Genomic DNA, 26,316 nt, shown 5'->3' on the forward strand with positions numbered 1-26,316 from the left:
AGACCATTGCGCGTCGCTCAGCATCGTCCCTCCCGCAATTAGAGAGACGAAAACGCAAAACGCGCCAATCCGTTCAAGCGACGACAGGCCCTAACGGCTCTTCAGGAACGCTTCGGCGGTGCGCAGGCTCAGGGCCATGATGGTCAGGGCCGGATTCGCCGCCAGCGAACTCGGGAAGGTCGATCCGTCGCTGATCCAGAGATTCGGGACCTCGAAGCTGCGTCCGAACGGATCGACCACGGCGCTGTCGCCGTCCCGACCCATCCGGCAGGTGCCGAGGGTATGCGCCACCCGCTGGGCCACCCAGATGTCCGTCGCCCCGGCGGCTTCCCAGATGGCTTTCATCGTTCGAATCGCGTGGTCGTTGAGGCGGTTCTCGTTGGTGCCGTAGCCGAAGCTGATCCGGGCCTTGGGTACCCCGAAGGCGTCGACTTCGTCGGACAGCGTCAGCACGTTGGCGTCGCACGGCAGGGTCTCGCCGTTGATGCCGATTCCCGCCAGGTGATTGTAGCGATCGAGGTAATCGACCAGCGGTCGCCCCCACAGGCCCCGGCTCCGCGCCACCGTGTTGCCGAAGGTCAGCGGCAGAACGCCGAGACTCTGCATCAGGTACCCGCCGGCGAAGTCCGCATCGGCCGGCCGCACCATGTCCTCGCTGATGAGTGAAGACGGGTAGCCCCGGTTCATGCGGATCTCGGCGTCGAAGGTTCCCCACACCTGCGTCGCGACGTGCCCCATGTAATTGCGGCCGACCTGACCGCTGCCGTTGGCGAGGCCGAGATGGAGCAGGAGACGCGGCGTTTCGACGGCGCCGGCACACAGGAACACGGCGGCGCATCGCTGGCGATGCTCCGTCCCACCCTGCCGGTATGTGACGGCGGTGATCCGTCCCATTCCGTCACGCGCCGTCCCATGGGCGCGGCACATGGGACGGATCTCGGCCCCGTGCGCGAGGGCCAAGGGCAGGTAAGTCACGTCCATGCTGGCCTTGGCGCCGTTGCGGCAACCCTGGTGGCAAAAACCGCAATTGATGCAGGCCTTTCGCGTGCCCCCGCCCGGCTGTTCGAAGTCATGCGAGACCGCCGCCACGGGGGCATCGGCGCTGCGAATCCCCAATCCCTCGCAAGCCCGCGCCATGATCTGTGCCGGACCATTGCGCGACACCGGCGGCAGCGGATAGCGACGCTGTGAGTCCCACGGATAGGCGCTCGGGCCCGAGGCACCGATAAACCGTTCTACACGCTCGTAAAATGGCTTCAGATCATCGTAATCCAGGGGCCAATCGACCCCCTCCCCCGTTTCCGTCTGCAGCCGCAGATCCCTCTGGTCGGCCCGGGGAATGAACGCCCCCCAATGCAAGGTCGAACCACCGACCCCGGTGCCACTGTTGTTGCCCCCGAACGCCTCCGGCGTCGTCCCACCGCTCAGGCGCTCCTCGGTCCAATAGATTTCGTCGGCCAGGGTTTCGTCGAAGGCGAAGCGTGCCGGATCGAAGTTGGGGCCGGCCTCCAGGGCGACCACTTTCAAGCCTGCGGCGGCCAAGCGCGCGAGGAGTGGTGCCCCGCCGGCCCCCGTCCCAATCACCACGGCGTCGACGACCTCGTCGAGCGAATAACGGTGCATGGCGTCGAGGTTCATCGGACGATCTCCCGATCGGCGGCCGGTTCCCAGGACTCACGGATGCCGATCCGCATTTCAGAAAATCCTTTCAGATCAGCTATATCGTCTCCCCCAGCACCGATGCCGCTGAAGCCGAGGCGTGCGAGGGAAACCGGATGGGCGAGATAGATCCGCACGACGTCGCTTCGCAGATCCTCAAACCATTTCGCCATCTGCCCATCATCGAAGGCCCCCTCGGTATTTGGAAGCCGGCCGGCCGAAAGTGATGCGATGAGCGCGTCCTTCGTCTCATCCGCCAGGGCAACGAAACCCACCTCGTGGGCCGAACGGGCTGAGGCATCGACCATGCTTAGGGCCGTAGAATAGGCCTCCACGTCCGGTGGAAGGTCGGCAAAGCGCCAGCCGTCGCCGGCCCCCTCGGCCAAGCGCATCTCGATCCGCGCCCCGATGTCCTGAAGAGAGCCCGTTTCCCCCGGAAGAATTCGATCGACCAATGCCCTGAGGATCGAAAGTTCCACGGGGTCGAGGACGCGTGGACGATACCCTCGTCCCGGCAAATCCGCGCGCGCACGCAGAGCGTCGCGAAGGCGCGTGTTCACCCGAGACGATCCGATGAGGGCGTCATAGGTTTGGGGCACGGGACCATCATTCTTCGGATCGCCGAGAGGCCGGGCGACCTTTTCGCGGATGAGATTCGCCACCGCCTCGGGGCACTCGATCGGGAGAAGGTGGCCCGCCCCCTCGAGCACGGCATGCCAAGCGTTGGCGAGGTGGGGTAGCATCAGGCAAACCTGCGCGGCGGGTCCCAAATCGGCATCCCGCGATCCACTGAGAACAAGGGCCGGGGCGTGCAGGACGCCGATTCGCTGGCGCCAGTTCTCGCGGCTGCCGGCCTCCAGCCAAGCGATCCAAGCCTTCGGGTCTGCCCGCAGAACATCGGCGACGGCCTCCGCCTTCACGTCTGGACTCAACGGTGCGCCCGTATTCTGGTCTATGAACTCGCCAGCCTTGCGGATGCGGGTTTCCGCGTCGGCTGAAATCCAAGTCACCATGTCCCGTCGCTTGTCATCGGACATGGGCTCGGGACTTGGCGGCGACCCAGCGAGAAGGACAAGGCCCTCAAATCCCTGGAGTTTGCGGTCACCATCCTCGGCCCGGCGAGCGATGGCGAGCGCCACCTTCGCGCCCATGCTGTGCCCGGCGATCCACCATTGCGGCGGCGACAGCGCGGCAATCTGATCAGCGATGAACTCAACCATCCCCTCGATGGAGGTACGTGGGTTGTCCACGGCACTTCCGAACCCGGGTAGATTGAATGGAACGGCGATTACAGTCGGGCCGAGAAGGCGCTGTACAACCCCCCACTCGCGGGCGGAGCCGCCGAGGAAGTGAAGGCAGAACAAGGTGGGAGAGGGAGCGGGAGGATTCGGCATGACGCCGACATCGCGCGCTTCGCCTTGGCTTCAAGCTCTACGGGTCCGCGACCCCTGGCTGCATGCACTCTTTCGTGTGGACGTATTGACGAGGCCTTTCGGTGTGGGCCTGGACGGCCGCACTGAAGGAGGGGCATGCCTCACGAACCGAGATCGCCTAAACTGCACTCATGACGCACGCAATCGATCGTTCCACGGACCTACGCCCGACTCGCGACCATCCGGACGATGACCCGTATCTCTGGCTGGAAGAAATCGATGGCGAAACGGCCTTGGCCTGGGTGACGGATCAGAACAAGCGCACCCTGGCCATCTCGGCAGGGGACCGGTTCGTGCGTGACCGCGACACCGCGCGACACCTCATGGACCGGCCGGATCGCATTGCGATGGTGCGGCGGCGAGGAACCTTATTCTACAATTTCTGGAAAGACGCCGATCATCCGCGCGGCCTCTGGCGGCGGGCTTCCGAAGCCGATTACCGGGCCGGAGTGCCGGCCTGGGACGTTCTTCTCGACCTCGACGCCCTCGCAACTGAGGAGGGCGAGGATTGGGTCTGGGGCGGCGCCGATCTCCTCGACGCCATCGAGGATCGGGCGCTCGTGAAGCTCAGTCGTGGCGGCGGCGATGCCACGGTCCTTCGAGAATTTGACCTGATCGAGCGCCACTTCATCGGCGATGGCTTCATTCTGCCGGAGGCCAAAGGAGCGGCAACCTGGCTCGACCGCGACACCTTGCTCGTATCGAGCGCGCTGGGTGACGGCATGGCCACCCGCGCTGGGTATCCCCGGACCGTCCGCGTCTGGTCACGGGGGACAGAGCTCCACGACGCGCGGATGCTGTTCGAGACGTCGGCGAACAATATGGGCGTCTGGGCCGAGGTCGAACGACGGGGGGGTGAGGAACGGATCGTCATTGCGGAGCGCACCGGCTTCTTCGATGGATCCCTTCATCTGGCGGACCGCTCGGGCGTGAGCACTTGCCTCGACATTCCGTCCGATGCTGAAATTCAGCTGCATCGTGATGGACTCGCCGTCCAACCTCGGACAACTTGGCACGTCGGGGGCCGCACGCACGCGCCCGATACGGTCCTGGTCATCAAGCTAGGGGACTTCCTGGCAGGGAGCCGTGATTTCGCCGTGGTTTGGGAGCCCAGCGCACGACGTGCGCTTCAGGATGTCTTCTGGTCGAACGATCGTCTCGTCATCGGCGCCCTCGACAATCTCAGGCCAAATTTCGGAGTTTGCGAAGCGAGCTCGGCGGGATGGACATACCGTCACCTCCCCGGTCTCCCCGATATCGGCACCGTATCGGTGTGGCCCCTCGATGCCGATTCGGACGTGGCCGATGGTGAACTGAGCGCGCTCGTCCAAGATCCGGTAACGCCTCCGACCCTGCTGACGATTCCGCCCTCGCTTTCGAAGCCGACGGTGCTTCGTACGACGCCCGCAACCTTCGACGCGGCCGGCTTACGGGTAACGCGGCACGAGGCAGTCTCGGTCGATGGAACGCGCATTCCCTATATACAAACCGGCCCCGTCGGCGAAAGCGGCGATGCGCCCGTGCACCTGACGGCTTACGGTGGCTTCAAGGTATCGGTTCTACCGACCTATCAGGCGGTGATGGGCAAGCTGTGGCTCGAGCCCGGCGGAACCAGCGTCGTCGCCAATATCCGTGGCGGCGGTGAGTTCGGCACGGCGTGGCACGAGGCTGGGCGACGCGAAGGCAAAGCGCTCGCCCACGACGATTTCGCGGCGGTGGCCGCCGATCTCGTAGCGCGTGGCGTAACCCGTGCGGACCGTATCGCCGCCGAAGGCGGATCGAATGGTGGGCTCCTCATCGCCAATATGCTCACGCGCTACCCCGGACGTTTCGGCGCCCTGTTCTGCACGATTCCGCTCATCGACATGCGGCGCTATACCAAGCTCCTGGCCGGGGCGAGCTGGATCGCCGAATACGGTGACCCGGATGATCCGGACGATTGGGCATTCCTGTCCAGAATCTCTGCTTATCACAATGTGGAAGCTGGCCGGTCCTATCCGCCGATTCTCATCGCTACGAGCCGACGAGATGACCGGGTCCATCCGGGTCACGCTCGCAAGATGGCGGCGAAACTTCAGGCGCTCGGTTACGATGCCGCCTTCTACGAGCCGGCGGCAGGCGGTCATGGTTACGGTAACGACAGCACCCAGGCTGCAACCTTCATGGCCCTCGGCCTTGGTTTCCTTCGCCGATCGATCGGATGGGAGCCGACAGCGGCCTGACGTCACCCACAGGCTCCGAGCGAGCGGAGCCTGTGGGTGCCAAGATTACTGACCGTCGATACGGCTTCCCAGCAAGGCGATCGCCTTCTGATAGACCGTGGCGGCGTTCCACCCCTGGATCGCCGCGAAGTTCGGCTCGCCCGGCTGATAGCCGGCGCCGCGCTGCCAGCCATGGGCCTTCAGGAAGTTGGCCGTCGCGTTGAGGGCATTGGGAGCGCTGTCGAGGCTTCCGCCGGTGCCGTAGTTCAGGACGCTCTTGGGCAGGAACTGGGTGTGGCCGACCTCTCCGTGGGCGGCGCCCCGGGTGGCGGAGGTGAGGATACCCCGATCCACCAGCGTCAGGGCGGCATTGAGCTGATCGGTGAAGAAGGCCGAACGCCGGCAATCGTAGGCGAGCGTGGCCACGGCCGAGAGGGTATTGACGTTGCCACGCACGGCACCGAAGCCGGTCTCCATGCCCCAGATCGCCAGGAGCGGCCCGGCCGGCACGCCGTAGCGCTGCTCGATGGAGGCGAACAGGGCGGCGTTCTGCTGCTTCAGGGCGCGACCGCGCGACACGATGGTGGGGCCGCCGCGCTTGGCCAGGAACTGGTCGAGGCTCAGCTTGAAGCTCTTCTGACCACGGTCGGCGGAAATGGTCGCGGTCGAATAAGATGTCGCCATCAGGGCCGCGAGACTTTCGGCGCTCGCTTTGCCGCGAGCTTCTTCGGCGAAGTCACGCTTCCAGGCTTCGAAGCCCGATGCGGTGTTCCCGCAGGTCGCCGCCTCGACTTGACCGGCCAGACCGAGCAGAAACACGACACAGGCCGCTGTGGAAGACTTGAAGGAACCGCGTCTCGACATTCCGAACTCCTCGACGACCGTGGACATGGCGCCACGGCGTTTACGGGCCGCGCCGGCCCCGTCGGCAACGCTCGGCCATCGGACGGTGTCAACTCCAAGGCGACCGGCTCCGGAATGGCCGTTTTTCCGGCGATTGTGGCAGGGAAGTCTCCGGCGCACGCGCTGCGGCGTGGGACGGCGCACACGCCGGTGGGACGGCCCGCGCGGATCGCCCAGGGGCGGCGCGCGCCGGCGCATTCACGCCCGCGCCGGTCCGGATCGAACGCTTACGCCTCAGCCGCGTTGAACGGCCATGCTTGCGCCGTCCCCCAACCCGAATCTCATCGCCGAATCCGGTCATCTGCCGGGCGAGGCCGCCGACATCGCCCTCGGCATCGGTCTCGCGCGCCACAAGGACACGCCGGCCGTGCGGGTCGTCGGAGCGTTGAGCGAGGTCGGTGCGTGGGAGATGCTGGTCGCCGCCTCGGCCGCGACCCTGGCGGTGGGGGCCGTGCGCCGCGACGCCCGGACGATCGCCCTGGGGCGACACATGCTCGGGGCCGGCCTGCTCGCGAGCCTGATCAAGACCACGGTGAAACGCTTCGTCCACCGCAGCCGGCCGAACGTGGTCATGGAGACGGGCCGTTACGAGCGCGGATGGTTCGGCCCGAATGACGGGCCGCGCCAGTCCTTCCCGTCGGGACATGCCGCCGTCAGCGTCGCCGTGGCGCGGGCCGTCGGCCGGGCCTGCCCGGATTACAAGGTCGCGGCCGGGGTCGGGGCGGGCCTGATCGTGGCGGCGCAGGTGTTGCGCGGGGCGCATTACCCGTCCGATGTCGTGGCCGGCACCGTCATCGGGCTGGCCGCCGAGGCTGCGGTGAATCGTCTGTCCGGCCCCGAAGGGCACCGCCACGAGACGACACCATGAGGGACTTCTCGAAGCCCGGTCGCTCGGCCCTCCAGGCCGGCACCGCCGCCGTGGCGACCTCGCACCCCCTCGCCTCGCTGGCGGCCATCGAGGTCCTGCGCGATGGCGGCAACGCCGTGGATGCCGCCATCGCGGCGGTGGCGGTGCAGGGTGTGGTCGATCCCCTGATGACCGGACTCGGCGGCGACTGCTTCGCCCTCGTCGCGCCGAAGGGCGCCGCCGTTCCCCGTGCCCTCAACGGCTCGGGCCGCAGCCCGGCGGCGGCGCACGACGCCTGGTATCTCGAACGCGGCCTCACCATCGAGCCGACCTCGCCGCACGCCGTGACCGTGCCGGGCGCCGTCGCCGCCTGGGACCGGCTCCTGGCCGACCACGGCACGAAACCCCTCGCGGACCTCCTGCGCCCGGCCATCGCCTACGCGGAAGACGGCTACCGGGTGCAGCCCCGCGTCGCCTTCGACTGGGGGCGCAACGCCGCGCGGGTCGCGGGCGATCCCGCCTCGGCCGCGCTCTTCCTGCCCGGCGGCACCGCCCCGGCGGCGGGCGCCCGGATGGCGAATCCGAGGCTCGCCGCCACCCTGCGGCGGATCGCCGAGGAAGGCCCGCGCGGCTTCTACGAGGGACCGGTGGCCCGCGACATGGTCGAGACCCTGCGGGCGCGGGGCGGTCTCCACACCCTGGAGGATTTCGCCGGGGCCGCGCCCGAATGGGTGACCCCCATCACCACGCGTTACCGTGGGTACGACGTCTACGAGTGTCCGCCGAGCGGCCAGGGCCTCGCCGTCCTGATGATGCTCAACATGCTCAAGCCCGACGATGTGGGCGCCCTGTCGGACCTCGACCGGGTCCACCTCTTCGCGGAGGCGTGCAAGCAGGTCTATCACCACCGCGATGCCCTGTTCGCCGATCCGGTGCTGGCCTCCGTGCCGGTGGACCACCTGCTGTCGCAGGCGTGGCACGTCCGGGCGCGGGGCGCCATCGACATGGGCCGCGCCCAGGCGCCGGTGATCTGGCCGGAGATCGCCCACACGGACACGGTCTATCTCTGCGTCGTCGACCGCGACGGCAACGCCGTGTCCCTCATCAATTCGATCTTCCAGCCCTTCGGCAGCGGCATCACCGCGCCGGAGAGCGGCGTGCTCCTGCACAATCGCGGCATCTCCTTCCGGGTCGAGCCCGGACACCCCAACACCATCGGGCCGAGGAAGCGGCCCATGCACACCATCATCCCCGGCATGCTCATGCGCGACGGCCGGGCGGTGGCGCCGTTCGGCGTCATGGGCGGGCATTATCAGGCCATGGGCCATGTCGAACTCCTCACCGGCCTCCTCGACCGGGGGCTCGACGTGCAGGAGGCACTGGATGCACCCCGCAGCTTCGCCTATGGCGGCGGCCTCGAACTCGAACCGGGTTTTTCGCCCGGGCTGGCGGAAGCCCTCGCCGCCCGCGGCCATCCCGTCCGTCCGGCGCCGGGTCCCATCGGGGGCGGACAGGTGATCTGGATCGATCAGGCCACCGGCACCCTCACGGCGGGGTCCGATTTCCGCAAGGATGGCTGCGCGTTGGGGTATTGATCGGCCCGCGCCTGTCGCGAAGGCCCTCACCTCGCGGACGGAAACGAGAGGGACAGGGTGAGGGGTCGTTCCCTCCAAAGGAGGCACACACCTCACCCTGTCCCTCTCCTCCCAGGAGAGGAGACCCGCGCTCGATAGGGACCGAACGGATCGAGCGTCGACGGGGCTCTCAGCCCTTCGTTTTCCGGCTGTTCGAAACGCCCCCGCCGCTCAGGCGCCGAAGCGAGACTTGAAGCCTTCCCTCGGCTTCCGTGATCTCCTTCAGGGCCTGATGGGTGTAGTGGATATGCGATTCGGCGGCCTCGCCCGCCGCGTCCACGCGCCCGGCCATGACGTTCTCATAGATGGCACGATGCTGTTCGCGCAGGCGGTCCCGCGTCTCGGGCCGTAGGAACAGCTTCTCGCGATTCTCGATGACGCCCTGACGCAACATGCCCGACAAGGCCCGCATGGTGTGCAGGACGACGAGGTTGTGGCTCGCCTCGTAGACGGCGATGTGCAGGTCGACATCGGCATCGGCCTCGTCGCGCTGCACGCCGTCGGCGTGGGCGCGGTCGATCCGGTCCATGCATTCGGTCAGCCGTTCGCGATCCACCGCGTTCGCCCGTTCCGCCGCGAGGCGCGCGGCCATCCGCTCCGTCGTCGCCCGGAATTCGAGGTAGTCGTCGACCACGTCCGCGTGGGACGCGATGAGGGCGATCAGGGGATCGCTGATCTCGCATCCGAGGGACGCCACGGACCGGCCGGCGGGTGTGGACACGATGAGCCCCTCCTCCTCCAGGATCTTGATGCCCTGCCGCAGGGTCGGGCGCGAGACGTTGAGCCTGAGGGCCAGATCGCGCTCGGGCAGGAGAAGATCGCCGGGGTTGAGGGCGCCCTCGACGATGAGATCCTTCAAATGGCGCGCGGTGCCCTCGGCAACGCTCCCGCCCTTGATCGCGTCCTGATCCATCACGCACTCCCTCCGGCCGCCGCCCGCGCGGGACCGGCACCCCGACTATAACCCGGTCAACTCATATTGCCAGTTGACCCGTCTGGTAAAATCATTTTACCATTATATTGCATCTGGTCCAATCGAGAACCAGAGCACGCTGCCTCATCGGTTCCGAACCCCCTCCCTCCTGCGCGCGGACGCCCCGCGCACCGGACAATGCGGGAGGCTGTCCGGTGCGTGGGGCGAAACAGATCGATCGAGGGGGGAGAGACGCCGTGAGTTGGAACCAGGTCTATGATCCATTCGGAAACGCGGTGTGGTCGACGGCCCTCGCCGCCCTGCCCATCGCGGTGCTGCTCGGCGGCATCGGTCTCGCCCATCTGAAGGCGCACACCGCCGCCCTGCTCGGCCTCGGCGTGGCTCTGGCGGTGGCGGTCTTCGGATTCGGAATGCCGGCCCAGATGGCCGGCGCCACGGCCGCCTACGGCGCGGCCTTCGGGCTCCTGCCCATCGGCTGGATCATCCTGAACGTCATCTTCCTCTATCGCCTCACGGAGAAGACCGGACAATTCGATATCCTGCGCGACTCCATCGCCGGGATCACGCCGGATCGCCGGCTCCAGCTCCTGTTCATCGCCTTCTCGTTCGGGGCGTTCTTCGAGGGCGCGGCCGGGTTCGGAACCCCCGTCGCCGTCACCGCCGCCATGCTGATGGGCCTCGGCTTCACGCCGCTGGCCGCCGCCGGCCTGTCCCTGATCGCCAACACCGCGCCCGTGGCCTACGGGGCGCTGGGCGCCCCCGTCATCGCCCTGTCGGCGGTGACGGGGCTCGATCTCATGGACCTGTCCGGCATGATCGGGCGCCAGCTCCCGTTCTTCTCGCTCCTCGTGCCGTTCTGGCTGATCTGGGCCTTCGCGGGGCGCAGGGGCATGATGGAGGTCTGGCCGGCTTTGCTGGTGGCCGGTCTCGCCTTCGCGGTGCCCCAGTACCTCGTGTCCAACTTCCACGGACCCTGGCTCGTGGACGTGGTCGCGGCGATCTGCTCGATGGCGGCTTTGGCGGGCTTCCTGCGCGTCTGGCAGCCGGCCCGGATCTGGAGCGCGACGGATGGCGGCGCGCAGCCGGTGGCCCCGGCGGCCCGGCACAGCCACAGCGCCGGCACCGTCTTCAAGGCGTGGCTGCCCTGGCTGATCCTCTCCGTGTTCGTGTTCGCCTGGGGGACGCCGCAGTTCCGCGCCTGGCTCGATGCCCTCTGGGTCTGGCGGATGCCGGTGCCGTATCTCCACGGCCTCGTCGTCAAGATGCCCCCCGTCGTCGCCGCGGCGCACAACGAAGCCGCGATCTACACCCTCAACCTGCTCTCGGCGACGGGCACCGGGATTCTGCTGTCGGCGATCCTCGGCGGCCTGATCCTCGGCTTCGGCCCGCTCAAGCTGCTGCGTGAATACGGCCGCACCGCCTACATCGTGCGCTACTCCCTGCTGACGATCTCGGCGATGCTGGCGCTCGGCTACGTCACGAAATATTCGGGCACCGACGCGACCCTGGGGCTGGCCTTCGCCCAGACCGGGTGGATCTACCCCTTCTTCGGCGCCATGCTGGGCTGGCTCGGCGTCGCCCTCACGGGGTCGGATACGGCCTCGAACGTCCTGTTCGGCGGATTGCAGAAGATCACCGCCGAGCAACTCGGCCTGTCCCCGACCCTCATGGCGGCATCCAATTCGTCCGGTGGCGTCATGGGTAAGATGATCGACGCCCAGTCCATCGTCGTGGCCTCCACCGCGACGCAGTGGTACGGCGGCGAGGCCAAGATCCTGCGCTATGTCTTCTTCCACTCCATCGCGCTGGCCTGCCTCGTCGGTGTTCTGGTGATGCTGCAGGCGTATGTCCCACCCTTCACCGCCATGGTTCCGGGCGCGACGGTGCCGGCCCTCGCGCATTAGGGCATCGTGCGCCGGGACGGAGGCCGGTTCGGCGAAAGACAAGGCGGTTCACCAACGAGATAGGGCGTCTTCCGTGATCCCGGGATGATGGACAACGTCCGCGAGACTGCTCGCTTGGGGCCTCTTCGGAAGCCCCGAGCTCTTCGGTTCAATCCGGCCTGGGCTCGGCGTCCGGCGTCGGCGGAGACACACGATGCGACTTAAAGATTGTCACAGCTTCCACGATTTCCGCCGCATGGCGAAGAGCCGCCTGCCGGGACCGATCTTCGACTACATCGACGGCGCCGCCGACGATGAAGTGACCTATCGGCGCAACACCAGCGCCTTCGACACCTGTCATCTCGTCCCCAACGTCCTGCGCGGCGTCAAGGACATCGACATGTCGGTGACGATCATGGGCCAGACGCTCGCCATGCCGGTCTATTGCTCGCCCACCGCCCTGCAGCGCCTGTTCCACCACGACGGCGAGCGGGCCGTCGCCGCCGCCGCCGGCAAGTTCGGCACGATGTTCGGCGTGTCGTCCCTCGGGACGGTGAGCCTGGAGGAAGCGCGCCAGATCAGCGGCGGGCCGCAGGTCTATCAGTTCTATTTCCACAAGGATCGCGGCCTGAACCGCGCCATGATGAACCGGGCCAAGCTCGCCGGCATCGAGGTCATGATGCTCACCGTCGACAGCATCACGGGCGGCAACCGCGAGCGCGACAAGCGCACGGGCTTCTCGATTCCGTTCCGGCTCACCCTCGGGGGCATGCTTCAGTTCGCCATGAAGCCCGCCTGGGGGATCAACTACATGACCCACGAGGGCTTCAAGCTGCCGCAGCTCGACGGCCATGTCGACATGGGCGGGGGCGCCCTCTCCATCAGCCGCTACTTCACCGAGATGCTCGATCCGAGCCTGAACTGGGACGACGTCGCCGCGATGGTGCGGGAGTGGAACGGCCAGTTCTGCCTGAAGGGCGTGATGTCGGTGGAGGATGCCAAGCGCGCCGTCGAGATCGGCTGCACCGGCATCATCCTGTCGAACCACGGCGGCCGGCAGCTCGACGGATCACGCTCGGCCTTCGACCAGCTCGCCGAGATCGTCGATGCCGTCGGCGACCGGATCGACGTCATCATGGATGGCGGCGTCCAGCGCGGCACCCAGGTGCTGAAGGCCCTGTCCCTCGGGGCGAAGGCCGTCGGCCTCGGCCGCTATTACCTGTTCCCCCTCGCGGCGGCCGGTCAGCCCGGGGTCGAGCGCGCGCTCCAGCTCATGCAGGCCGAGATCGAGCGCGACATGCGGCTGATGGGCTGCGCCTCCATCGACCAACTCACGCGGAGCAATCTGCGCTTTCTCTGAGCCCGCCTCCGTCCCCCCTCCGGAGAGTGTGACACTTATGCGACAGCCTCCGCCTTCGAGACCGTGCCCCGGGACGAGACCGGGGCGCCGATCCGTCCACCCTTCGAGGGCTGGTTCGGCCGTGGCGCACTCCGTGCCACGGACGGCCCTCGAGGGCGACGCATGAACGGACGATCCCTGACGACGGCCTGCCGGTTCGGAACGGTACTTCTCGCGGGCGCCGCCAGCCTCTTCTCCGGTCAAGCGATGGCCGCCTCGGCGGCGCAACCGGGCCAGACCGTCGGCCTGCCGGTGGGGGCGCAGCTCCCCGTGGGCCTCTACTTCGTGAACACCTCGAGCTTCGGCGTGCGGGACACGCAGCCCTTCGGCTCCGAATCCAACATCAACCTGCCGACCTTCCTGTGGGCGACGCCCTGGACCCTGTTCGGCGCCCGCCTCAACCTCGCCACCACCCAGCCCGTGGTGGCGTCGAGCGTGCGCGGCGCACCCTATCAGAGCGGCATCGGCGTGCCCCTCATGGCCGCGCAGCTCGCCTGGAAGATCGGTGAGAATTTCGGCGTGAGCTACCTGTTCGGCGGCTACCATCCCGTCGAGACCCGGTTCGTGATCCAGAACGCCTCGCTCAGCCACCGCTTCGCCGCCACCTATTCGGGCAACGGCCTGAACCTCACGGCGAACCTCCTTTACGGCATCTACATCGACCCGATCTCGCCGCAGGGCACGGTCTATCCCGACTATCTCAACCTCGATCTCACGGCGACGAAGAAGTTCGGCAAGTGGGAGATCGGCCCCGTCGCCTTCGGGTCGATGGATCTGCCGACGCGGTTCCCGGGCTACCGCCGCCAGGGCCAGTTCGCCGTCGGCGGCCTCGTCGGGTACAATTTCGGCCCGGTGAACCTTCAGGCCTACGTCACCCGCGACGTGGTCGAACGCAATTACGGCGGCCACGAGACCCGCGGCTGGCTGCGCGTCATCGTGCCGATCTACAAGGAGAACACCAACTCGGCCGCGCCGTCGCCCTCCGTCACCGGGCCGGCCCGCTTCGCCGGGCGCTGAGACCGGATCTCGACCGCCCCATCGCCGGGGCGGTCGAGGTTGTCCGCGCAATTCAGACGATCCACGATAGACTTTTATACGGCATTCACCCTTATGCTGCAGGGCAGCATGGGAGCGAAGGCCGAACCGAACATGACGGAGGATGCGGAGAGCAGGGCCTATCGGCTGATGCTGACCCAAGTGACCATCGAAAAGCTCAACGACCTCGTGATCTGGCTCGACGAGGCGGGCCGATACGTTTTCGTCAATCCGGCGACGACGCGCTTGCTCGGCTACACGGCCGAGGAACTGACTCGGTTGCACGTGTGGGACGTCGATCCCCTGTTCGACGAAGCGCGCTGGCGCCAGCACTGGGCCGAGGTGGTCGAACGCAAATCCTTCACCTTGGAAACGGTGAACCGGTCGAAGGCCGGCGTCGACATCACCATCGAGGTCTCGTCGAATTTCGTCGAGTACGAGGGGCGCCGGTTCAACTGCGCCATCGTCCGGGACATCACCGAGCGCCACCGCCTCGACAAGGAACTGCGCGACCTCAACGAGACGATCTACCGCCTCAGCATCACCGATTCCCTCACCGGATTGGCCAATCGCCGGCACTTCGACGCGGTGCTGGCCCAGGAGACCGAGCGGCATGGACGCTCGGGGGCGCCGCTCTCCCTCGTCCTCCTCGACCTCGACGCGTTCAAGGCCCTCAACGACCTCTACGGCCATGTGGTCGGCGACGACGCCCTCCGGATCATCGCCGCGACGCTCCAGGGCACGATGCACCGTGCCAGCATCACGGCCCGCTACGGCGGCGAGGAATTCGTCTGCATCCTGCCCGAGACGAGCCACGCCGAGGCCCTGGATTGCGCCGAAGCCACCCGCGCGGCCATCGCCGCCCTCGCGGTGCCGCATACGGGCTCGCCCGTGGCCGATCACGTCACCGCGAGCTTCGGCGTCGCCACCACGGAGACCGGCGCCATGCGGACCGTCGACCTCCTGCGGGCGGCGGACGACGCCCTCTACCGGGCGAAGAACCTCGGGCGGAACCGGGTCGTCGGGCGGGAGACGCCGTGACGCCCCGTCAGTCGAGGTAGTCGCCGTAGGTTTCGACGTGGCGCGCGAGGCCGAGGCCGTGCTCGCGCACGAGGCGTTCGGCCAGATCGGCATCGCGCGCTTCGAGGGCCTGGATGATCGCCACGTGTTCCTTGATGGAGTTGGCCGCGCGGTCGCCCTGCCGCATCGCCGCGTTGCGGATGCCGCGCACGTGCATGAGCAGATTGCTGGTGAGATCCCGGATCACATCGCATTGGCCGAGCGAAATGATCTTCTGGTGGAAGCGGATGTTGGCGTCCGAATACTCGTCGAGGTGGTCCGACGGGCGGCCCTCGTAGAATTCGGGGAAATGCTCGCGCAGGCAGGCGAGCTGCTCGTCGGTGGCCCGCGTGCAGGCGAGGCGCGCCGCCATGCTCTCCAGGGCCGACCAGGCCTGGATCATCGCGACGATCTCGCTCTTGGTCTTCTTGATCACGAACACGCCGCGCCGGGCCTCGAAGCGCACGAAGCCCTCCTGCTCCAGCACCGTCAGGGCTTCGCGCACGGGCGTGCGGCTCACGCCGAGATTGAGCGAGAGCTTGCGCTCGTCCAGACGGACTTCCTCCTTCTGGTCGTAGATGTTCATGTTGGTGATGGCTTCTTTCAACGCCTCGTAGGCGAGGGCCCGCAAGCTGGAAGTCGCGGCGATGGGTTTGACGTGGAACATGTCGGACTTGACCATCTGCGGACCTGAAAGACGCCTGCGCGGCCCGTCGCGAACGGGCACTCATGCCTGGACCATGACAAATTCGATGTTGTGACACAAGGATTTGCCGGGCGAACGAGCGTTGCGTTGTGGGAAGAGCCACCCCCGCTCCGTCGCTCCGCCCCACGCTCACCGGGTTGCTGCAACGCACCAAGATGACCGTCGCTTGACGACTGGTATTTGGTATGCCAACTTTCTGAAACCGGCGAAGCGGTGCCGGACCTCGTGCATCACTCCATGACAACTTGGGCGCCGACGCCATCGGCGCCCCCTCATTCCACCGCCCGCGTCGCGTTCCGCGCGTGGGACAGGTCTCGCGCGCCCTCGGCCGGCTTCCGGCCCCCCAAGAAGACTCTTTCAGGAGGACACCCATGAACGCCTTGGCCCAGCGCATCGTCGAAGATCTGCCCACGCCTGAGCCGGAGATCACCGATGGGTTCCACCTCGTCATCGACGCCCTGAAGCTCAACGGCATCGAGACGATCTACGGGGTGCCGGGGATTCCGATCACGGATCTCGGGCGCCTCGCCCAGGCCGCCGGCATGCGGGTGATCTCGTTCCGCCACGAGCAGCACGCGGGCAACGCGGCCGCCATCGCGGGCTTCCTCACCCAGAAGCCCGGCATCTGCCTCACGGTCTCGGCCCCCGGCTTCCTCAATGGCCTCACGGCGCTGGCCAACGCCACCACCAACTGCTTCCCGATGATCCTCATCTCGGGCTCGTCCGAGCGCGAGATCGTCGACCTGCAGCAGGGCGATTACGAGGAGATGGACCAGCTCGCCATCGCCAAGCCCCTGTGCAAGGCCGCCTTCCGCGTGCTGCACGCCGCCGATATCGGCATCGCCGTCGCCCGCGCCATCCGGGCCGCCGTGTCGGGCCGCCCCGGCGGCGTCTACCTCGACCTTCCGGCGAAACTGTTCTCGCAGGTCATGGACGCCGAGGCCGGCGCCAAGTCCCTGGTGAAGGTCATCGACGCCGCCCCGGCACAGATCCCGGCCCCCGACGCCATCGCGCGTGCCCTCGATGTCCTCAAAAGCGCCAAACGCCCCCTCATCGTGCTCGGCAAGGGCGCGGCCTACGCCCAGGCCGACGAGGCCATCCGCGAGCTCGTCGAGCGCTCCGGCATTCCCTACGTGCCGATGTCCATGGCCAAGGGCCTGCTTCCCGACACCCACGCCCAGTCGGCGGGTGCCGCCCGCTCCCTGGTGCTGAAGGAGGCCGATGTCGTGCTGCTCGTCGGCGCGCGGTTGAATTGGCTGCTGTCGCACGGCAAGGGCAAGACCTGGGGTGCGCCGGGCTCGAAGAAGTTCATCCAGATCGACATCGAACCGCGCGAGATGGATTCCAACGTCGAGATCGTCGCCCCCGTCGTCGGCGACATCGCCTCCTGCGTCGCCGCCCTCCTGGACGGCATGGGCAAGGACTGGCCGACCCCGCCGGCCGCCTGGACCGACGCGATCCAGGCCAAGCGCGACGAGAACCTCGCCAAGATGGCGAACAAGCTGCGCAAGAACGCCGCCCCCATGGACTTCCACGGCGCCCTCGGTGCCCTGAAGACGATCATGGCCGAGCGGCCCGACGCGATCCTGGTCAACGAGGGCGCCAACACCCTCGATCTGGCCCGCGGCATCATCGACATGCACAAGCCGCGCAAGCGCCTCGACGTCGGCACCTGGGGCATCATGGGCATCGGCATGGGCTACGCCATCGCGGCGGCCGTCGAGACCGGGCATCCGGTGCTGGCCGTCGAGGGCGACTCGGCCTTCGGCTTCTCCGGCATGGAGGTCGAGACCATCTGCCGGTACGAGCTGCCCATCTGCGTCGTGGTGTTCAACAACAACGGCATCTATCGCGGCACCGACACCGACCCAACGGGCCGGGACCCGGCCACCACGGTGTTCGTGCGCGATGCCCGCTACGACCGGATGATGGAGGCGTTCGGCGGCGTCGGCGTCAACGTGACGACGCCGGACGAACTGTCCCAGGCCGTGAACGCCGCCATGGATTCCCGCCGCCCCACCCTCATCAATGCGGTGATCGACCCCCAGGCCGGCACCGAGAGCGGCAATATCGGCAGCCTCAACCCCCAGAGCAGCGTCCGCAAGAAGCCGGCGTGATCGACCCGGAACGCGCGGTGCGCCTATCCCCCCTCCCCGCTTGCGGGGAGAGGACGCCGCTCCCCTTGCCGGGGGCGGCGTGAGCCCGAAGGGCGAGGGTGAGGGGGCGGTGCCGGAGGAGGCTTTTCCGAAGTCGCCCCCTCACCCTCGGCTGCCGCCTCGCTTTGCCGACGGCAAGGTCGGCAAAGCCCTCTCCCCGCAAGCGGGGCGAGGAGTTCAATGCTTGCTCGCCCTGAGTTCGAATCAGGAGCGCCGTAGAGCAGCCCGTCGATAACACTGCGATCTGCATCGATGGATCGCCCCCACGCCGTGGTGAGACCATGCAAGCGCTCGAAGGCATCAAGATCCTCGACTTCACCCATGTCCAGTCGGGCCCGAGTTGCACCCAGCTCCTCGCCTGGTTCGGCGCCGACGTGATCAAGGTGGAGCGCCCCGGCGCCGGGGACGCGACGCGGGATCAGCTTCAGGACGTGCCCGGGGCCGACAGCCTGTACTTCACCATGCTGAACCACAACAAGCGTTCCATCACGCTCGACACCAAGACACCGGAGGGCCTCGCGGTGCTGTGGCGGCTCGTGGCCGAATGCGACGTGCTGGTGGAGAATTTCGCCCCCGGGGCGCTGGCCCGGATGGGGCTGACCTGGGAGACGATCCACGCCGCCAATCCACGCATGATCCTCGCCTCCGTGAAGGGGTTCGGGCCGGGCGACTACGAGCATTGCAAGGTCTACGAGAACGTGGCCCAATGCGTCGGCGGGGCCGCCTCCACCACGGGCTTTCGCACCGGCACCCCCATGGTCACGGGGGCGCAGATCGGCGATTCCGGCACCGGCCTGCACCTCGCGCTCGGCATCGTCACCGCCCTCTACCAGCGCACCCATTCGGGGCTGGGCCAGCGGGTCGATTGCGCCATGCAGGATGCGGTGCTCAACCTCTGCCGGGTGAAGCTGCGCGACCAGCAGCGCCTGGAGCGCGGGCCGCTCAAGGAATACAGCCAGTTCGGCGAGGGGATTCCGTTCGGGGATGCGGTGCCGCGGGCCGGCAACGATTCCGGCGGCGGTCAGCCGGGGCGCATCCTGAAGTGCAAGGGCTGGGAGACCGACCCCAACGCCTACCTGTACTTCATTACGCAGGGGCCGGTCTGGGAAAAGATCTGCGATCTCATCGGCGAGCCGGACTGGAAGACCCATCCGGACTACGCGACACCGAAGGCCCGGCTGCCGCATCTCAACGAGATCTTCACCCGGATCGAAGCCTGGACCATGGCCCGGACCAAGTTCGAGGCGATGGAAGCCCTCAACGCCCTGCACATTCCCTGCGGGCCGATCCTCTCCATGAAGGAGATCGCGGAGGATGAGGGCCTGCGGGCGTCGGGCGCCATCGTGGAGGTCGAGCACCCGGCGCGGGGGCGTTACCTCACGGTGGGCAACCCCATCAAGCTGTCGGCGAGCCCGACGGCGGTGACGCGTTCGCCCCTGCTCGGCGAGCACACGGACGAGATCCTTCGCGACGTGCTGGGGTATTCCCCCGCCGAATGCGAGGCCCTCGCCCGATCCGGCGCCATCGGGGCGCCCCTCGGGGTCGCGGCCGAATGACGGAGGTGGACGCGACTCAGGCGATCCCGGCGAAGCGGCCTGCGGTGGACAGCGGGGCCGCGACGGGGTCGGAGGCGCGCACGCCCGATTGGGGCGACAGCCGATCGGCGGCCTTGACGACGAGGAGAACCTGAAGGGCGATCAGGCTGACGGTCGAGACGATGACGGTGGCGAGCATGGTGATCCCCCTCGGGCGATGTTGCACCGCCTCTATGCCATGGTGCACCGCGAATTGGAATACCACATTTCAAACACCAGCCGTGTTTTGTCGGCATATCTCCCGCCCCGAACGGGGGCCGGGTTGCGTCCGGTGCCAGGTTCGGATGGTCCGGCGCCCCCCTCCGCCGGGCAATCGCCGAGCGGCGCGGACATGGAACCGTGTGTTCCGCCCCTCACATCATGCGATGGTGCAGGTTGAACAGGATCACGAGCGTGCCCGACACCATCAGCACGATGATGAGCGTCGAGAACAGGATCAGCTGCAGGTCGGCGCGGGAGGACTTGCCGAGGGTGATGTGCAGGAAGAAGCGGAAATGCACGATCATCTGCATCAGGCCGAGGCCCAGGACGATGCCGAAGACCGTCGGCGCCGAGGCGACCCGCCAATGGACCGCCCCGAACGCCGCGCCCGTGAGCAGCACGGCGAGGAGATAGCCGATGGCATAGGTGCGGATCTCCCGCGCCGCCTGTGGGTTCGACGCGGTCATCGGATCAGCCCCTGGAGATAGACGACGGAGAACAGGCCGATCCAGACGATGTCGAGGAAGTGCCAGAACAGGCCGAGACGCAAGGTATTGATCCGCACCCGCGCGTCGAGGCCGAACACCACCACCTGGACCATCATCACCACGAGCCAGAGGCAGCCGGCGGCGACATGCAGGCCGTGCAGCGGCACCAGGGCGAAGAACGACGACAGGTAGCCGCTGCGCATCGGCGTCGCCCCTTGCGCGACCATCGTCAGAAAGTCCCTGACCTCCAGGGCGAGGAAGGCGAGGCCGAGGACGAGGGTGACGGCCATCCAGCCGAGGAGGCGGCGGCGCGGCGCGTCGTGCTTCATCGCCACGCTCGCGAGGCCGAACGTGAAGCTGCTGGTGAGCAGGATCGCGGTCTCGAGGAGGGCGGGGCCGATCTCGTAGACATCGGCGGGAGTCGGGCCGCCCACGGTGGCGTGGAGCATCACCCCGTAGGTGGCGAAGAGCAGCGCGAAGATCACCGCGTCGCTCATGAGGAAGACCCAGAACCCGAACAGGGCGGTCTCGGTCTCTTCCTGCGCCTTCGCATGGGGATGCGTGAGGTTCAGGCCCGGATGGGCGCCCTCCGCGGCGCTCATGCCTCCACCTCGGCGAGACCGCGATTGGTGGGCGTGCCCTCGACGACGCGGCCGATGGGCTTGGCCCTCTGGATCTCCTTGCGCCAACGCCGGTCGATGCGCGCGACCTCCGCCGCCGGGATGAGGCGCTCCACATCGCGCGCGAAGCTGCGGGCGATGACCGTGGCGATGCTGGCGGCAAGGCCGAGACCGGCGAGCCACCACATGTGCCAGACGAGGCCGAAGGCCGTCACGGCGCCGAGCACGCCGAGGGCGGGGCCGGTCATACTGTTGGCCGGCATCGCGATGGATTCGTAGCGCTTCGGCGCCGGGTAGGGATTGCCCGCCTGCTTCTCCCCATAGAACGGGTCGCGGTCGCGGACGGTGGGGATCACGGCGAAATTGTACGCCGGCGGCGGGGCGGGAATCGACCATTCGAGGCCACCCGCATTCCACGGGTCGCCCACGGGCACGCGGTTGGCCTCGCGGTTCCGGATGCTGACCCAGAGCTGGACGAACAGCGTCACCAGGGCCGAGAGCAGCACCAGGGCGCCGACCCCCGCGATGTACAGCCAGGGCCGGAAGGCCGGCTCGAACACCGCTTGAGACCGCCGCGTCATGCCGCCGGCTCCCAGGACGTAGAGGGGCATGAAGGCGAGGTAGAAGCCCACCACCCAGCAACCGAAAGAGATGCGCCCCCACCTCTCGTCGAGGCGGAACCCGAACGCCTTCGGGAACCAGTAGTTGTATCCGGCGAGCATGCCGTAGAGCAGGCCGGGGATCAGCATGTTGTGGAAATGCGCCACGAGGAACAGGGTGTTGTGGACGAGGTAATCGAGCGGCGGGAAAGCCAGGATGATGCCGGTGAGGCCGCCCAGCACGAACGTCATCATGAAGGCGAGGGAGTACAGCATCGGGACCGAGAACCGCACCCGGCCGCGGAACATGGTCCAGATCCAGTCGTAGATCTTCACCCCCGTGGGCAGGCCGATGGCCATGGTGGCGATGCCGAACACGGCGTTGATGTTGGCGCTCTGCCCCATGGTGAAGAAGTGGTGCACCCACACGGTGAACGACAGCACCGCGATGGCCATGGTGGCGATGACGAGCGAGGTGTAGCCGTAGAGTTCCTTCGACGAGAAGGTCGAGATCACCTCGGAATAGACCCCGAAGGCGGGGAGAATCAGGATGTAAACCTCGGGATGCCCGAACAGCCAGATCAGGTTGGCGTAGTTCATCATGTTGCCGCCGAGGTCATTCGTAAAGAAATGAAACCCGAGGTAGCGGTCGAGCGCCAGGAGCGCCGTCGCCACGGTGAGCGGCGGCATGGCGAAGATCATGAGGATCGACGTGCACAGGGACGTCCAGCAGAACATCGGCATCCGCATCAGCGTCATGCCGGGGCAGCGCTCCTTGTAGATCGTCACCGCGAAGTTGAGGCCGGACATCGTGGTGCCGAGGGAGCCGAGGGTGACGGCCCAGATCCAGTAATCGGGGCCGACATCGGGGCTGAAGGCGAGTTCGGTGTAGGGCGGATATCCGGTCCAGCCGCCCGTGGAAAACCGGCCGATGACGAGGGACACCATCATGAGGCCGGCGGCCCCCGCCGTGAGCCACAGGCTGACGGCGTTGAGGAGCGGGAACGCCACGTCGCGGGCGCCGATCTGCAGCGGCATGACGTAGTTGATGGCGCCTGTGAGGAACGGCATCGCCATGAAGAAGATCATGATGCTGCCGTGGGTGGTGAAAAGCTGCGCGAAATGATCGGGCGCGACGAAGCCCGGGGCATTGATCGCCGCCGCCTGCTGCATCCGCATAAGCACGGCCTCCACGAGGGCGCGCGACAGCATGACGAACGCGATCACCACGTACATCACGCCGATTCTCTTGTGGTCGAGGGTGGTGAACCACTCTCTCCACAGATAGCGCCAGCGGCCGAGCCAGGTGACGAGGATCACGACGGCAAGGCCGCCGACCACCACGAGGCCGCCGGCCCCGGCGCCGATGATCTCGCTGACGCTGAGCTCCTGCCAGGCGCGCACGAAGGGCAGGTCCATCCAGCCGAAGCGGCCGAACACGGCGGGCCACAGGGGCTCGGTCATCGGGACGGTTCCTGTGTGCGGGCGATGAGGGTCTGGAACAGGTCCGGCGGCGCGGACGAGTAGAGGATCGGTTCGGGCGGCACGGATTTCTTCATGAGGCCGTCGACGGCGGCGGCATCGAGGGGCCGGTCGGCGGCGCGGGCGCGGGCGACCCAGGCGCCGAAATCCTCCGGCGTCTGGGCCAGGACCTCGAATTTCTGGTTCTGGAAACCGAGGCCGTTGAACTGGGTGTTTTCGCCCCGGAAGCTGCCCGTCCGGCTCGCCGCGAGGTTGAGCTGGGTCGTCATCCCCGCCATGGCGTAGATCTGCCCGGCGAGTTGCGGGATCAGCAGCGATTGCATCACCGTGCCGCTGGTGAGGCTCATATGGACCGGGCGCCCCACGGGGATCGCCATCCGGTTCACGCTGGCGATGCCCTGCTCGGGATAGAGGAACAGCCACTTCCAATCGAGGGCGACGGCCTGGATTTCGAGGGCCGGCTCGGCGGACGGGAGCGGACGGTAGGGATCGAGGGCCAGGGTGTAGTGCCACAGCACGAAACCGAGGCCGATGACGATGCCGGCGGGCGGAATCCAGATCAGGCCCTCGAGGGGCCAGGAGAACGTCCATTTCGGCTTGTAGACGTTGCCCTTCTTGCCGATCCGGTAGTGCCACGCGATGAGCGGCGTGAGGAGCCAGACCGGGGCGGCGACGAAGACCAGCACCGCCCCGACGATGAGAAGGAGGTGCCACTGCGCCTCCGCCACCGGACCGGCATGGTTCGCGACCCCGAGGCGCAGGACATCGCAGCCGCCGAGCAGCACAGCCGGCCATCCAGCGAGCAGAAGCGGCCATGGGCGCCGGATCAACGGGCGCCGAGCGGCATCAGGAGGAGAAACAGGCCCGCGAAACCGGGCGGGCGGACGGTCGATGACGTTACGCTCTGGCACGCATACTCCTCGCCGGTCGGGCCGATCGACACCGGAGCATGGGAATGCATACGCCGTCGCCCCGGGCAAGCCTCGGCTTGGCCGCAGCGACGATGGAGTTCGAGGGGGTCCCGGACGATCCGTGCGGCTCCGGGCGAGCGCGGGTCCCCTCACCTGTCCGGAGAGGGAGCCCGTCGCGTCTCACCGGACCGAAGCCATCGACCGGCGACGGTATCGTCTTGGGAAAAACGGCCGATACGGCATCGCGGCGTCAGGCGACGCGGGCCTCCTCGATGGCCTCCAGGCGCAGCTGGTAGCGATCGTCCCACAGAACTTGCGCCTTCTCGGTCCAGGCCGCGTCGAAGAACAGCCTGGCGCAGGCCTCGTTCTCCCAGATGCAGACGACGATGAGGCGGGACTCGACCACCTTGACGTGGCGGCTAATGAGCCCGCGCGCGATGGCGACGGACGGACACATGTCCATGCTCGTCATGCCGAAGTCGTTCTCGCCGCTGAAGATCACGGGGCATTCGAGGATCGCGAGGTGCCGCATGGTGTTTCCCCTGTCGCGGGCTGGGCGCCCGCCTGTCTGCCTGCCCTCGCGCGGGGCAGTGCCGCCGGAAGCGGATCACGCCATCAACCATCCGTGATCCATGGATGATTTTTGTATTCAATTCCCCGGCGGGTCAACACGCCAAATCCCGGAAGGTCACAAGACGCGGTTTCTGTCACGGATGCACGCATCGACACCTGACGAGCACAAGATGTGAAGAGCCTTCCACCGTCGCTTTCGGGCTACGAAACCCTGCGAGGCGCCACAGGACGGTCACCATCGGGTGCGCAATACGCAAGACACGCGATCTTGGTGCGTCTGACAACACCCCGGCCCCGGACGGTTCCGAGGAGGCGTCATCAAGATGGCGATCGCCCGATCGCCCCGACTGGGCGAGCCTCAGGCCGAGGGCGCGCCTCAGGGCGTGGCGACGGCGCCCCGCCCCTGCGGCGCGGCGAGGCAATCCCAGATGGTCTCGATGGAGCGCAGGGCGAACCCGTCCATCACGGCGACACGGTCGGTGCGATGGGCACAGAACGCCGCGAGGCGCTCCGATGGCGCCGTTCCCACCTCGACGGTCGCGAAATCCCCCTTCGCCACCGTCCAGACCAGGGCATCGAGGATTTCGAGGCCCCGCGCCGTGATGGCCCGGAAGATGTCCCGCTCCGTCAGCAGGCCGATGATGGCCCCCTCCCCGTCGCGATGACCGTCGATCACCACCAGGGCGTCGGTGCCGGGCTGCGCCAGCAACCGCACGGCGTCGCGGACGCTTCGGTCCATGCGAATGTAATGGAGGGCCGCCCCACGACGGCTCGCGTCATCGACTGCCATGGCCTCAAACCTTCCGCAGGACCGCTCCGACCGCTCTGGTATGCACAATACCGGCGGAAAACTCCATGGGGGGCGTCTATTTTTTCGGCATCCTGCATCATGGTTCCGCTTGCCGTGACGGATGCCGGGCCGGATCGCGCGGCGGGATGAGGTCCACGGTGCAAGCCAAAAACCACGCTCTACTGCCCATAGCCACAAATCGGAGGATATCGGCAGTCGAAACGGCGAAGCGGCAAGATATGCTGCGACGCAAAAACGAATTGTTTCGGGATTACTCTTGACGACGCCCGCGTGCCGAGCAACGCTGGTATGCCAGATACCAGTTGGCGCCGGGACCGGTGCCCATCCGGTGCAACGACGCGGAGCCGTCGAGCGCATCTGCCACACCACAACAACGGGAGGACGGACATGACCAGGGTCGAACCAAGTCAGGTCGGGCGCGTCGGCGACGGATATCGCTGGGGTCAGCTCGTCATCGGCGTCATCTGCATGGTGATGATCGCCAACCTTCAATACGGCTGGACGTTCTTCGTCCCCGACATCCAGAAGAAGTTCGGCTTCGATCGCGCCGCGATCCAGTGGGCCTTCACCCTGTTCGTCCTGTTCGAGACCTGGCTCGTCCCCGTCGAGGGCTGGTTCGTCGACAAGTACGGCCCCCGCGTCGTGGTGCTGTTCGGCGGCGTGCTCTGCGCCATCGGCTGGGTCATCAACTCCTACGCCACCACCCTGAACATGTTCTATCTCGGCCAGGTCATCGCCGGCATCGGCGCCGGCGCGGTCTACGGCACCTGCGTCGGCTCGGCCCTGAAGTGGTTCCCGGACAAGCGCGGTCTCGCCGCCGGCATCATCGCCGCCGGTTTCGGCGCCGGCTCGGCGCTGACCGTCGCCCCGATCCAGTGGATGATCGCCGATCACGGCTTCCAGGCCGCGTTCTTCAACTTCGGCATCGGCCAGGGCATCATCGTCGTCATCCTGGCACTCTTCCTCACCTCCCCGAAGAAGGAGCAACTCCCCCAGGCCACCACCAACGCCAACATCACCCAGACCCGGCGCAACTACACCCCCGGTGAAGTCGCCCGTCAGCCGATCTTCTGGCTCATGTACTTCATGTTCGTCATCGTGGGCGCCGGCGGCCTGATGATCACCGCCAACCTCAAGCCCATCGCGGCCGATATCGGCGTCGACAAGGTGCCGGTGACGATCATGGG

General features: G+C 67.2%; 22 protein-coding genes. 10 read left to right on the forward strand and 12 right to left on the reverse strand.

Annotation, left to right across the window (positions count from 1 at the left end):
• Positions 1-90: 90 nt before the first annotated feature.
• Entirely contained in the window at positions 91-1,638 is a 1,548-nt protein-coding gene (locus BM249_RS19665; protein ID WP_091975174.1) for a GMC family oxidoreductase, read from the reverse strand.
• Complete coding sequence (locus tag BM249_RS19670) at positions 1,635-3,053, reverse strand: alpha/beta hydrolase (RefSeq protein WP_091975176.1); 1,419 nt, start codon at positions 3,051-3,053, stop codon at positions 1,635-1,637. The genes BM249_RS19665 and BM249_RS19670 overlap by 4 nt, the downstream gene beginning before the upstream one ends.
• Positions 3,054-3,223: 170 nt before the next feature.
• On the opposite strand from BM249_RS19670, the gene BM249_RS19675 reads away from it, so the two are divergent.
• On the forward strand, positions 3,224-5,314 hold the full coding sequence (locus BM249_RS19675; RefSeq protein ID WP_177232467.1) for a prolyl oligopeptidase family serine peptidase: 2,091 nt from the start codon (positions 3,224-3,226) through the stop codon (positions 5,312-5,314).
• Positions 5,315-5,359: 45 nt separating this feature from the next.
• Here the strand turns inward: BM249_RS19675 and BM249_RS19680 are convergent, their stop codons facing one another.
• Positions 5,360-6,157 carry a lytic murein transglycosylase gene (locus tag BM249_RS19680; protein ID WP_091975205.1) on the reverse strand — a complete coding sequence of 266 codons (798 nt, stop codon included), beginning with the start codon at positions 6,155-6,157 and terminating at the stop codon, positions 5,360-5,362.
• A 292-nt stretch (positions 6,158-6,449) separates the two neighbouring features.
• On the opposite strand from BM249_RS19680, the gene BM249_RS19685 reads away from it, so the two are divergent.
• Positions 6,450-7,064 carry a phosphatase PAP2 family protein gene (locus tag BM249_RS19685; RefSeq protein WP_091975178.1) on the forward strand — a complete coding sequence of 205 codons (615 nt, stop codon included), beginning with the start codon at positions 6,450-6,452 and terminating at the stop codon, positions 7,062-7,064.
• On the forward strand, positions 7,061-8,638 hold the full coding sequence (locus tag BM249_RS19690; protein WP_091975180.1) for a gamma-glutamyltransferase family protein: 1,578 nt from the start codon (positions 7,061-7,063) through the stop codon (positions 8,636-8,638). Before BM249_RS19685 ends, BM249_RS19690 begins: the two co-directional genes overlap by 4 nt.
• Before the next feature lie 169 nt (positions 8,639-8,807).
• On the opposite strand, the gene BM249_RS19695 is transcribed toward BM249_RS19690, so the two are convergent.
• Positions 8,808-9,590 carry an FCD domain-containing protein gene (locus BM249_RS19695; RefSeq protein ID WP_091975182.1) on the reverse strand — a complete coding sequence of 261 codons (783 nt, stop codon included), beginning with the start codon at positions 9,588-9,590 and terminating at the stop codon, positions 8,808-8,810.
• Positions 9,591-9,847: 257 nt separating this feature from the next.
• On the opposite strand from BM249_RS19695, the gene BM249_RS19700 reads away from it, so the two are divergent.
• The 4 genes from BM249_RS19700 (at position 9,848) to BM249_RS19715 (ending at position 14,969) form a co-directional block, all read left to right on the forward strand.
• Positions 9,848-11,515: an L-lactate permease gene (locus BM249_RS19700; RefSeq protein ID WP_091975184.1), complete on the forward strand. Its 1,668-nt coding sequence runs from the start codon at positions 9,848-9,850 to the stop codon at positions 11,513-11,515.
• 193 nt (positions 11,516-11,708) lie between these two features.
• Entirely contained in the window at positions 11,709-12,854 is a 1,146-nt protein-coding gene (locus BM249_RS19705; protein WP_091975186.1) for an alpha-hydroxy acid oxidase, read from the forward strand.
• A 162-nt stretch (positions 12,855-13,016) separates the two neighbouring features.
• Positions 13,017-13,910, forward strand: coding sequence for a transporter (locus tag BM249_RS19710; protein WP_091975188.1), 894 nt, complete (start codon positions 13,017-13,019; stop codon positions 13,908-13,910).
• A 93-nt stretch (positions 13,911-14,003) separates the two neighbouring features.
• Positions 14,004-14,969 (forward strand): GGDEF domain-containing protein, encoded by a 966-nt coding sequence (locus tag BM249_RS19715; RefSeq protein ID WP_244528877.1) that lies wholly within the window; start codon positions 14,004-14,006, stop codon positions 14,967-14,969.
• Positions 14,970-14,976: 7 nt separating this feature from the next.
• Here BM249_RS19715 and BM249_RS19720 read toward each other — a convergent pair whose 3' ends face one another.
• Entirely contained in the window at positions 14,977-15,669 is a 693-nt protein-coding gene (locus BM249_RS19720) for a GntR family transcriptional regulator (RefSeq protein ID WP_177232468.1), read from the reverse strand.
• 395 nt (positions 15,670-16,064) lie between these two features.
• Between BM249_RS19720 and oxc the strand changes: the two genes are divergently transcribed.
• Together oxc and frc are read left to right on the forward strand one after the other, a co-directional pair.
• The gene (gene oxc, locus BM249_RS19725; RefSeq protein WP_091975190.1) at positions 16,065-17,810 is read left to right on the forward strand and encodes an oxalyl-CoA decarboxylase; all 1,746 of its coding nucleotides are present in this window, start codon (positions 16,065-16,067) and stop codon (positions 17,808-17,810) included.
• 320 nt (positions 17,811-18,130) lie between these two features.
• Positions 18,131-19,405, forward strand: a complete 1,275-nt coding sequence (frc, locus tag BM249_RS19735; protein WP_091975192.1) for a formyl-CoA transferase — start codon at positions 18,131-18,133, stop codon at positions 19,403-19,405.
• A gap of 16 nt (positions 19,406-19,421) precedes the next feature.
• Here frc and BM249_RS21800 read toward each other — a convergent pair whose 3' ends face one another.
• The 7 genes from BM249_RS21800 to BM249_RS19765 form a co-directional block, all read right to left on the reverse strand.
• On the reverse strand, positions 19,422-19,583 hold the full coding sequence (locus BM249_RS21800) for a hypothetical protein (RefSeq protein WP_177232469.1): 162 nt from the start codon (positions 19,581-19,583) through the stop codon (positions 19,422-19,424).
• Positions 19,584-19,797: 214 nt separating this feature from the next.
• Positions 19,798-20,112, reverse strand: coding sequence for a cytochrome o ubiquinol oxidase subunit IV (locus tag BM249_RS19740; protein ID WP_091975194.1), 315 nt, complete (start codon positions 20,110-20,112; stop codon positions 19,798-19,800).
• Entirely contained in the window at positions 20,109-20,735 is a 627-nt protein-coding gene (locus BM249_RS19745; protein WP_091975196.1) for a cytochrome c oxidase subunit 3, read from the reverse strand. Before BM249_RS19745 ends, BM249_RS19740 begins: the two co-directional genes overlap by 4 nt.
• Positions 20,732-22,816 (reverse strand): cbb3-type cytochrome c oxidase subunit I, encoded by a 2,085-nt coding sequence (locus tag BM249_RS19750; RefSeq protein ID WP_091975198.1) that lies wholly within the window; start codon positions 22,814-22,816, stop codon positions 20,732-20,734. The genes BM249_RS19745 and BM249_RS19750 overlap by 4 nt, the downstream gene beginning before the upstream one ends.
• Positions 22,813-23,619, reverse strand: a complete 807-nt coding sequence (locus BM249_RS19755) for a cytochrome ubiquinol oxidase subunit II family protein (RefSeq protein ID WP_177232470.1) — start codon at positions 23,617-23,619, stop codon at positions 22,813-22,815. Before BM249_RS19755 ends, BM249_RS19750 begins: the two co-directional genes overlap by 4 nt.
• A gap of 376 nt (positions 23,620-23,995) precedes the next feature.
• On the reverse strand, positions 23,996-24,277 hold the full coding sequence (locus BM249_RS19760; protein ID WP_091975199.1) for a hypothetical protein: 282 nt from the start codon (positions 24,275-24,277) through the stop codon (positions 23,996-23,998).
• Between the two features lie 417 nt (positions 24,278-24,694).
• Positions 24,695-25,108, reverse strand: a complete 414-nt coding sequence (locus BM249_RS19765) for a CBS domain-containing protein (RefSeq protein ID WP_244528878.1) — start codon at positions 25,106-25,108, stop codon at positions 24,695-24,697.
• A 408-nt stretch (positions 25,109-25,516) separates the two neighbouring features.
• On the opposite strand from BM249_RS19765, the gene oxlT reads away from it, so the two are divergent.
• The coding region (gene oxlT, locus BM249_RS19770) for an oxalate/formate MFS antiporter (RefSeq protein WP_091975201.1) at positions 25,517-26,316 on the forward strand (800 nt) is incomplete at its 3' end.

Origin of the sequence: Methylobacterium gossipiicola, from assembly GCF_900113485.1 — a bacterium.
GTDB lineage: Bacteria > Pseudomonadota > Alphaproteobacteria > Rhizobiales > Beijerinckiaceae > Methylobacterium > Methylobacterium gossipiicola.

Excerpts from the sequence above, each read along its gene's own strand:
- BM249_RS19665 (WP_091975174.1), bottom strand. The coding sequence starts at position 1,638 with ATGAACCTCGACGCCATGCACCGTTATTCGCTCGACGAGGTCGTCGAC.
- BM249_RS19670 (WP_091975176.1), bottom strand. The coding sequence starts at position 3,053 with ATGCCGAATCCTCCCGCTCCCTCTCCCACCTTGTTCTGCCTTCACTTC.
- BM249_RS19675 (WP_177232467.1), top strand. The coding sequence starts at position 3,224 with ATGACGCACGCAATCGATCGTTCCACGGACCTACGCCCGACTCGCGAC.
- BM249_RS19680 (WP_091975205.1), bottom strand. The coding sequence starts at position 6,157 with ATGTCGAGACGCGGTTCCTTCAAGTCTTCCACAGCGGCCTGTGTCGTG.
- BM249_RS19685 (WP_091975178.1), top strand. The coding sequence starts at position 6,450 with ATGCTTGCGCCGTCCCCCAACCCGAATCTCATCGCCGAATCCGGTCAT.
- BM249_RS19690 (WP_091975180.1), top strand. The coding sequence starts at position 7,061 with ATGAGGGACTTCTCGAAGCCCGGTCGCTCGGCCCTCCAGGCCGGCACC.
- BM249_RS19695 (WP_091975182.1), bottom strand. The coding sequence starts at position 9,590 with ATGGATCAGGACGCGATCAAGGGCGGGAGCGTTGCCGAGGGCACCGCG.
- BM249_RS19705 (WP_091975186.1), top strand. The coding sequence starts at position 11,709 with ATGCGACTTAAAGATTGTCACAGCTTCCACGATTTCCGCCGCATGGCG.
- BM249_RS19710 (WP_091975188.1), top strand. The coding sequence starts at position 13,017 with ATGAACGGACGATCCCTGACGACGGCCTGCCGGTTCGGAACGGTACTT.
- BM249_RS19715 (WP_244528877.1), top strand. The coding sequence starts at position 14,004 with ATGCTGCAGGGCAGCATGGGAGCGAAGGCCGAACCGAACATGACGGAG.
- BM249_RS19720 (WP_177232468.1), bottom strand. The coding sequence starts at position 15,669 with ATGGTCAAGTCCGACATGTTCCACGTCAAACCCATCGCCGCGACTTCC.
- oxc (WP_091975190.1), top strand. The coding sequence starts at position 16,065 with ATGAACGCCTTGGCCCAGCGCATCGTCGAAGATCTGCCCACGCCTGAG.
- frc (WP_091975192.1), top strand. The coding sequence starts at position 18,131 with ATGCAAGCGCTCGAAGGCATCAAGATCCTCGACTTCACCCATGTCCAG.
- BM249_RS21800 (WP_177232469.1), bottom strand. The coding sequence starts at position 19,583 with ATGCTCGCCACCGTCATCGTCTCGACCGTCAGCCTGATCGCCCTTCAG.
- BM249_RS19740 (WP_091975194.1), bottom strand. The coding sequence starts at position 20,112 with ATGACCGCGTCGAACCCACAGGCGGCGCGGGAGATCCGCACCTATGCC.
- BM249_RS19745 (WP_091975196.1), bottom strand. The coding sequence starts at position 20,735 with ATGAGCGCCGCGGAGGGCGCCCATCCGGGCCTGAACCTCACGCATCCC.
- BM249_RS19750 (WP_091975198.1), bottom strand. The coding sequence starts at position 22,816 with ATGACCGAGCCCCTGTGGCCCGCCGTGTTCGGCCGCTTCGGCTGGATG.
- BM249_RS19760 (WP_091975199.1), bottom strand. The coding sequence starts at position 24,277 with ATGCGGCACCTCGCGATCCTCGAATGCCCCGTGATCTTCAGCGGCGAG.
- BM249_RS19765 (WP_244528878.1), bottom strand. The coding sequence starts at position 25,108 with ATGGCAGTCGATGACGCGAGCCGTCGTGGGGCGGCCCTCCATTACATT.